Below are 7,112 nucleotides of genomic sequence, written 5' to 3'. Positions count from 1 at the left end.
ACGGTCGGGACGCGCGCAGCCGCGCGGTCCATGATCCCTGGTCGGGAAATGTCGGCGAACGATGACATTCCTAATTGTCGCCGATCGCTGACATGTGCTAATGTCGGCGAGCGCTGACATTGGATATAGCCATGCTCGTCCGTACACCTGCCGACCTCGGCGCCGTCATCCGTGACCGGCGCAAGCAGCTCGACCTCGACCAAGCGACCCTCGCCAAACGTGTTGGCGTGAGCCGCCAGTGGGTCATCGAGATCGAACGCGGCCACCCCCGTGCGGAACTCGCTCTCGTGCTTCGCGCCATCGATGTTCTGGGCATCCGTCTCGATGCGAGTGTCGGGCCAGCGCCGGATCACCCGCACTCGGAAAGCGTCGATATCGACGGCATCGTGGCCCGTGCCAGAAAGGCGAAGCCATGACCGACGAGCTTGTCGCGCTTCTCGACGGAAAAGAGGTCGGCCGCGTGCGGCGCGACGCGGGCGGTCGAATCAGGTTCCTTTACGACGACGACTGGCGATGGGCTGCGGATGCTTATCCTCTCTCTTTGTCGATGCCGCTCGGCGCAAAGGAGCACGGTCGCGCCGTAACCGAAGCGTTCCTGTGGGGCCTCCTGCCGGATAACGAGCGCGTGCTCGCCCGTTGGGCGGCGAAATTTCAGGTTTCCGCCCGTAACGTCTTCGCGCTCATTTCGCATGTCGGGGAGGATTGCGCCGGTGCGGTGCAGTTCGTGACGCCCGAACGGCTCGACGCGATCCGCAGCGACAAGGACGGCAATGTCGAATGGCTGGACGAGGCCGACATTGCCAAGCGGCTCGAAACCCTGCGCAGGGATCACGCCGCGTGGCGCTTGCCGCAGGACACGGGACAGTTCAGCCTCGCGGGCGCTCAGCCCAAGACGGCGCTGCTCCTGAAGAACGGCCGCTGGGGCATTCCCTCGGGGCGTCTGCCGACGACACATATTCTCAAGCCGCCGACCGGGCACTTGGACGGCCATGCCGAGAACGAGCACATCTGTCTCATGCTGGCACGGAGCCTCGGCCTGCCTGCCGCGCAATCGCGCGTCATGAGATTCGAGAACGAAGTCGCCATCGTCGTGGAGCGCTACGACCGCCAGCCGAAAGGCGACAACATCATCCGTGTGCATCAGGAAGATGCGTGCCAGGCGCTCGGCATTCCGCCAACCAGAAAATACCAGAACGAAGGCGGCCCGAATGCCTACGACATCGTCGAGCTTTTGCGCACCTACTCGACGGACCGCGAGACCGACATCGACACGTTCATCGACGCTCTGGGCTTCAACTGGCTCATTGGGGGTACCGATGCACACGCCAAGAACTATTCGTTGCTCGTCGGTAGCCGCCATGTCCGGCTTGCGCCACTCTACGACGTTGCGAGTATCCTTCCTTACGAGGAGTTCGGCCCTCGCAAGGTCAAGCTCGCCATGAAGATCGGTGGCGAATACAAGCTGAGTCTCGTCGGCTTGCATCAATGGCAGAAGTTCGCCCGCGAGATGCGGGTCGACGCCGAGGAGCTGATCGAGCGCCTCGCCGCGATGGCGGTGATGATCCCCGATGAGGCGAACGTCGCGCGCACGAAAGCGCGCGAGGAGGGGCTCGATGCGCCGATCATCGACCGTTTGGCGGAGCAGTTGATCGCACGCGCGGCCGCGTGTCGAAAGTCTCTCGCCGGCGCGTAGCCGGTCTTTCATCTCCCGCGCGGTCCGCCGCCGGTTCGGACAGGCGGAGGCCCCGTCACGCCGCGGCCTGCTCGAACGCCGCGCGGGCGGCCCGGATGGCGCCGTGATGGGTCGCGGCCCAGCCGACCAGGGCGGCCAGCGGCTCGAGCAGCGAGGCGCCGAGCGGGGTGAGGCGGTACTCGACGCTCGGCGGCACGGTGGGGTGGACGTGGCGGCTCACCAGGCCGTCGCGCTGCAGGTCGCGCAGGCTCTGGGTCAGCATGCGCTGCGAGATGTCGGGCAGGCCGCGGCGCAGCTCGCCGAAGCGGTGCGGGCGCTCGACCAGCATGATCAGCAGCAGCGTCGTCCATTTGCCGCCGATCTGGTCGAGCACGTCGCGCACCGGGCAGTTCGCCGCGTCGAAGTCCTGCCCGCGGAAGCCGGCGACGGTGCGGACCAGCGTGTCGACGGCCGGGCTGCGGGCCGACGCGGGCCGGGTCCTTGCGGCGGGTGGCACTTTCGCGGCCGGCCGGGTCTTGGCGGGAGCGGACATCAACGGGCCTCCGGGTCGGTTCCCTCGACGTAACCATCCGACGGAAAGCTGCCTTCTTTACCGCCGGCGACAGGCTCCCATATAGATCAGGTCTCGAAAAGAGACCAGGTCTCTCGCTTTCAGCCAAGGAGCCTTCCGTGACCAAAACCCTGCTCGTGACCGGCGCTGCCGGCCATCTCGGCCGCCGCGTGCTGCATCATCTGCTCGACACCCTGACGGTGCCGGCCGGCCGCATCGTCGCGACCTCGCGAAAGCCGGAGGCACTGGCCGATATCGCCGCGCGCGGCGTCACGGTGCGCGCCGCCGACTTCGACGACCGCGGCTCGCTCGAGAAGGCCTTCGCCGGCGTCGGCCGGCTGCTGCTGATCTCCACCGACACGCTCGACCGGCCGGGTGTGCGTCTCGCCCAGCACAAAACGGCCGTGGCGGCGGCCGAGACCGCCGGCGTGTCGCACGTCGTCTACACGTCGATGCCGGGGCCGGAGACGTCGCTGGTGCTGTTCGCGCCCGATCATCTCGGCACCGAGCAGGCGTTGGCGGCGAGCGCGATCCCGGGTTGGACCGTGCTGCGCAACCACTGGTACTTCGAGAACCTCGCTCAAGCGCTGCCGGCCGCCATCGCTTCGGGCCACTGGTACAGCGCCGACGGCAATCGCGGCTCGGCCGATATTTCGCGCGACGACCTCGCCCGTGCCGCCGCGACCGTGCTGGCCGGGAGCGAGAGCGGCAAGCACGTCTACACGCTGTCCGGCCCGCAGGCGCTCACCCGCGCCGAGATCGCCCAAAAGGTCGGAGCGGCACTCGGACAATCCATTTCGGTGGTGCCCGTGACGGTCGACGCGCTGGTCGCCGGCATGGTGGCGCACGGAGTGCCGGAGCCGGTCGCCCGCGTCTTTGCTTCCTTCGACGCCAACACGGCAGCCGGAAACTTCGAGACCGTGACGGACGATTCTTTCAAGCTCACCGGCACGCCGCCGCAGAGCTTCGATGCGTGGCTCGCCGAGAACAAGGGGATGTTCAGCAAGGGGCATTGAGCTTCGCGGTCATTCCGGGGCGTGAACCGAAGGTTCACGAACCCGGAATCCAGCGCCGAGTTGGGAGCGTGCCGCTGGATTCCGGGTTCGCCGCTGCGCGGCGCCCCGGAATGACAGCGCCCGCTCACGCCCTCCCGTATCCGCCACCGGTCGGCGTGATCACGGTGATGGCTTCGCCGGCGTCCAGCACCGTGAAGGCGGCGCCGGGGAGCTCCTCGACCGTGCCATCGTTGCGGCGGACGAGGTTTTGGCCGGTCTCGCCCGGCGCGCCGCCCTCGAGCCCGAACGGCGCGACGCGGCGGTGGCCGGAGAGCAGGGCGCACTCCATGGTCTCGCGGAATCGTATCGTACGCCGGGTGCCGTCGCCGGCCGTCCAACGTCCTTTGCCACCCGAGCCGCGGCGGACGAAGAACTCCTCCAGCACCACGGGGAAGCGCGTCTCCAGAATCTCCGGATCGGTGAGGCGCGAGTTGGTCATGTGGGTGTGCACGGCCGGCGCGCCGTCGAAGCCGGGGCCGGCCGGCGAGCCGGAGCAGATCGTCTCGTAGTACTGATGACGATCGTTGCCGAAGGTGAGGTTGTTCATGGTGCCCTGCGCCGCCGCCATCGCGCCGAGCGCGCCGAACAGGCAGTTGGTGACGGCCTGGCTCACCTCGACATTGCCGGCCACCACGGCGGCCGGGTAGACGGGCGCCAGCATCGAGCCTTCCGGCACGATCAGGCGGACCGGCCGCAGGCAGCCGGCGTTCATCGGGATGTCGGCGTCGACCATCACGCGGAACACGTAGAGCACGGCCGCGCGCGTCACGGGGGCAGGGGCGTTGAAGTTGTCAGGACGCTGTGCCCGCGTGCCGGTGAAGTCGACGGTCGCCTCGCGCTTCTCCTTGTCGACCGAGATGGTCACCCGGATCACCGAGCCGTCGTCCATCTCGTACGCATAGGAGCCGTCGCCGAGGCGGTCGATCACCCGGCGCACGCTCTCGGCGGCGTTGTCCTGGACGTGCCCCATATAGGCCTGGACGACGTCCAGCCCGAAATGGGCGATCATCTTCTTCAGCTCGGCGGCGCCGCGCTGATTGGCGGCGATCTGCGCCTTCAGGTCGTTGACGTTCTGGACGACGTTGCGGACCGGATATTTGCCGCCGGTGAGGAGCGCGATCAGCTCGGTCTCGCGCAGCCGGCCTTCCTCGACCAGCTTGAAGTTGTCGATATAGACGCCTTCCTGCTCGATGGTCGTCGCCTTCGGGCTCATCGAGCCGGGCGCGATGCCGCCGACATCGGCGTGATGGCCGCGGCTCGCCACCCAGAACAGGATCTTCTCCCCCGCCTCGTCGAACACCGGCGTGCACACCGTGATGTCGGGCAGGTGCGTGCCGCCGTTGTAGGGCGCGTTGAGCACGAACACGTCGCCGGGCCGGATCACGTCGTTCTGCGCGATCACGGTCTCGACCGACCGGTCCATCGAGCCGAGATGCACGGGCATGTGGGGCGCGTTGGCGACCAGCGCGCCGGAGGCGTCGAACACGGCGCAGGAGAAGTCGAGCCGCTCCTTGATGTTCACCGAATAGGCGGTGTTCTGCAGCGTCACGCCCATCTGCTCGGCGATCGACATGAACAGGTTGTTGAAGATCTCCAGCATCACCGGGTCGGCCCTTGTGCCGACCGCCTCGCTCTGCGGTCGCGCCACGATGCGGGTCAGCACCAGATGGTCGTGCGTGGTGAGGCGCGCCTGCCAGCCGGGCTCGACCACGATGGTCTGGTTCGGCTCGATCACGATGGCCGGGCCGGTGACGGCGTGGCCCGGACTCAGGTGTTCGCGCAGGAAGATGCCGGCCTCGTGCCAGACGCCGCCGGAGAAGAAGCGGCCGCCGCGATGCGGCGCCGGCGCCTCGCGCTCCTGCACGGCGAGGGTCGCCTCGGCGAGCGGCGCGGCGCCGCCGACCGCCTCCACTGAGACGGCGTCGACGATCAGGGGCTTCTCGCGATCGACGAAGCCGAAGCGCGACAGGTGCAGCGTCAGGAACGTCTCGCGCATCTCGGCGACGGCGGCGTCGGGCAGGGCGTCGCCGGCGAACGGCACCGGGATGTCGATCGCGGTGTCGGTGCCCTCGTAGCGGACATGGGCGACGACCGACACGGTCGCCTCGGGCGCCGGCACGCCCTGCCCGGCGAGCTCGCTCACGCAGGCCGCGCCGAGCTTTTGGCGCGCGAGGCGGAGTGCGTCGGCGGCCGCCTCGAGCCGCAGATCCATGGTCTCGAAGCGGGTGGCGCGCACGCTGGCGAGGCCCATGCCGTAGGCCGACAGCAGGCCGGAGAGCGGATGCACCAGCACGCTCTCCATGCCGAGCGCGTCGGCCACCAGGCAGGCGTGCTGGCCGCCGGCGCCGCCGAAGCAGTTGAGCGCGTAGCAGGTGACGTCGTAGCCGCGCTGCACGGAGATCTTCTTCACCGCCTCGGCCATGTTGGCGACGGCGATCTTCAGGAACCCGTCGGCGACTTCCTCCGGCGAGCGCCCGTCGCCGACCTGCGCGGCCAGCGTCGCGAATTGCTCGCGCACCACGGCGGCGTCGAGCGGCTGGTCCTGATCGGGGCCGAAGATCGCCGGAAAGAGCTCCGGCACCAGCTTGCCGACCATCAGGTTGGCGTCCGTGACGGTGAGCGGGCCGCCGCGGCGATAGCTCGCCGGACCCGGCACGGCGCCGGCGGAGTCCGGGCCGACCCGGAAGCGCGCGCCGTCGAAATGCAGGATCGAGCCGCCGCCCGCCGCCACGGTGTGGATCAGCATCATCGGCGCGCGGATGCGCACGCCGGCCACCTCGGTCTCGAAGGCGCGCTCGAAGGTGCCGTCGAAATGGGCGACGTCGGTCGAGGTGCCGCCCATGTCGAAGCCGATCACCGCGTCGAAGCCAGCGACCTTGCCGGTCGCCGCCATGCCGACGACGCCGCCGGCCGGGCCCGACAGGATGGCGTCGCGGCCCTGGAACAGCGAGGCGCCGGTGAGGCCGCCGGCCGAGGTCATGAACATCAGCCGCGCCCCGGTGCGGGCGACGTCGAGCTCCTCGGAGACCTGCGCCACGTAGCGCCGCAGGATCGGCGACAGGTAGGCGTCGACCACCGTGGTGTCGCCGCGGCCGACCAGTTTTATCAATGGCGATACCTGATGGCTGACCGAGATCTGGGTGAAGCCGATGTCCGTCGCAATGCGTGCCAGTGCCGTCTCGTGGTGCTGGAAGCGGAAGCCGTGGATGAGGGCGATCGCCACGGCCCTGATGCCGGCGTCGTAGGCGGCCTGCAGGTCGCGTCGGGCGGCTGCCTCGTCGAGCGGGCGCTCCACCGTGCCGTCGGCGAGCACGCGCTCGTCGGCCTCGATGACGCGCTCGTAGAGCTGGTCCGGCTTGACGATCGCCTTGGCGAAGATCTTTCGGCGGTCCTGGTAGCCGATCTCCAGCACGTCGGCGAGGCCGCGGGTCGTCACGAAGGCGGTGCGCTCGCCCTTGCGCTCCAGCAGCGCGTTGGTGGCGACCGTGGTGCCCATCCGCACCTCGCCGATGGCGCCGGTCGGGATCGGCTCGCCGGGCGCGAGGCCGAGCAGGCGGCGGATGCCGGCGACGGCGGCATCGCGGTAGGCGCCGGGATTCTCCGACAGCATCTTGGTCGCCTGCAACCGGCCCGACGGGTCGCGCCCGATGACGTCCGTGAAGGTGCCGCCACGGTCGATCCAGAAGTCCCAACGTGTCATTGCAAGCTCTCGTCTCGGGTCACGGCGTATCGGGCGGCGCGCATCGGCGGCCGCCGCGGCTTCGCTGGTTAGCAAGTGGCGTGCCGTCCGGCCAGAGGGCGCCGGCAGCCCGGG

The 7,112-nt window shown here is 69.1% G+C and carries 5 protein-coding genes; 3 read left to right on the top strand and 2 right to left on the bottom strand.

What is annotated here, in order from left to right:
* The first annotated feature begins 131 nt into the window (after positions 1-131).
* Together CH341_RS08495 and CH341_RS08490 are read left to right on the top strand one after the other, a co-directional pair.
* Positions 132-416 (top strand): type II toxin-antitoxin system Y4mF family antitoxin, encoded by a 285-nt coding sequence (locus tag CH341_RS08495; RefSeq protein WP_111418605.1) that lies wholly within the window; start codon positions 132-134, stop codon positions 414-416.
* Positions 413-1,693, top strand: a complete 1,281-nt coding sequence (locus CH341_RS08490) for a type II toxin-antitoxin system HipA family toxin (protein ID WP_111418604.1) — start codon at positions 413-415, stop codon at positions 1,691-1,693. Before CH341_RS08495 ends, CH341_RS08490 begins: the two co-directional genes overlap by 4 nt.
* Positions 1,694-1,748: 55 nt before the next feature.
* Here the strand turns inward: CH341_RS08490 and CH341_RS08485 are convergent, their stop codons facing one another.
* A complete protein-coding gene (locus tag CH341_RS08485; protein ID WP_111418603.1) occupies positions 1,749-2,225 on the bottom strand; it encodes a winged helix-turn-helix transcriptional regulator in 477 nt (158 codons plus the stop codon).
* A 137-nt stretch (positions 2,226-2,362) separates the two neighbouring features.
* Between CH341_RS08485 and CH341_RS08480 the strand changes: the two genes are divergently transcribed.
* Positions 2,363-3,259 (top strand): SDR family oxidoreductase, encoded by an 897-nt coding sequence (locus tag CH341_RS08480; RefSeq protein ID WP_210208214.1) that lies wholly within the window; start codon positions 2,363-2,365, stop codon positions 3,257-3,259.
* Between the two features lie 124 nt (positions 3,260-3,383).
* Here the strand turns inward: CH341_RS08480 and CH341_RS08475 are convergent, their stop codons facing one another.
* Positions 3,384-6,998 carry a hydantoinase B/oxoprolinase family protein gene (locus CH341_RS08475; protein ID WP_111418602.1) on the bottom strand — a complete coding sequence of 1,205 codons (3,615 nt, stop codon included), beginning with the start codon at positions 6,996-6,998 and terminating at the stop codon, positions 3,384-3,386.
* Positions 6,999-7,112 lie beyond the last annotated feature (114 nt).

Source organism: Rhodoplanes roseus (assembly GCF_003258865.1).
Taxonomy (GTDB): domain Bacteria; phylum Pseudomonadota; class Alphaproteobacteria; order Rhizobiales; family Xanthobacteraceae; genus Rhodoplanes; species Rhodoplanes roseus.
The sequence above is the reverse complement of the archived record's forward strand: the minus strand, read 5'-3'. Positions and strand labels throughout refer to the sequence as shown.

Bases quoted from the DNA above. Each gene is read 5' to 3' on its own strand.
- CH341_RS08490 (WP_111418604.1), top strand. From the start codon at position 413: ATGACCGACGAGCTTGTCGCGCTTCTCGACGGAAAAGAGGTCGGCCGC.
- CH341_RS08495 (WP_111418605.1), top strand. From the start codon at position 132: ATGCTCGTCCGTACACCTGCCGACCTCGGCGCCGTCATCCGTGACCGG.
- CH341_RS08475 (WP_111418602.1), bottom strand. From the start codon at position 6,998: ATGACACGTTGGGACTTCTGGATCGACCGTGGCGGCACCTTCACGGAC.
- CH341_RS08485 (WP_111418603.1), bottom strand. From the start codon at position 2,225: ATGTCCGCTCCCGCCAAGACCCGGCCGGCCGCGAAAGTGCCACCCGCC.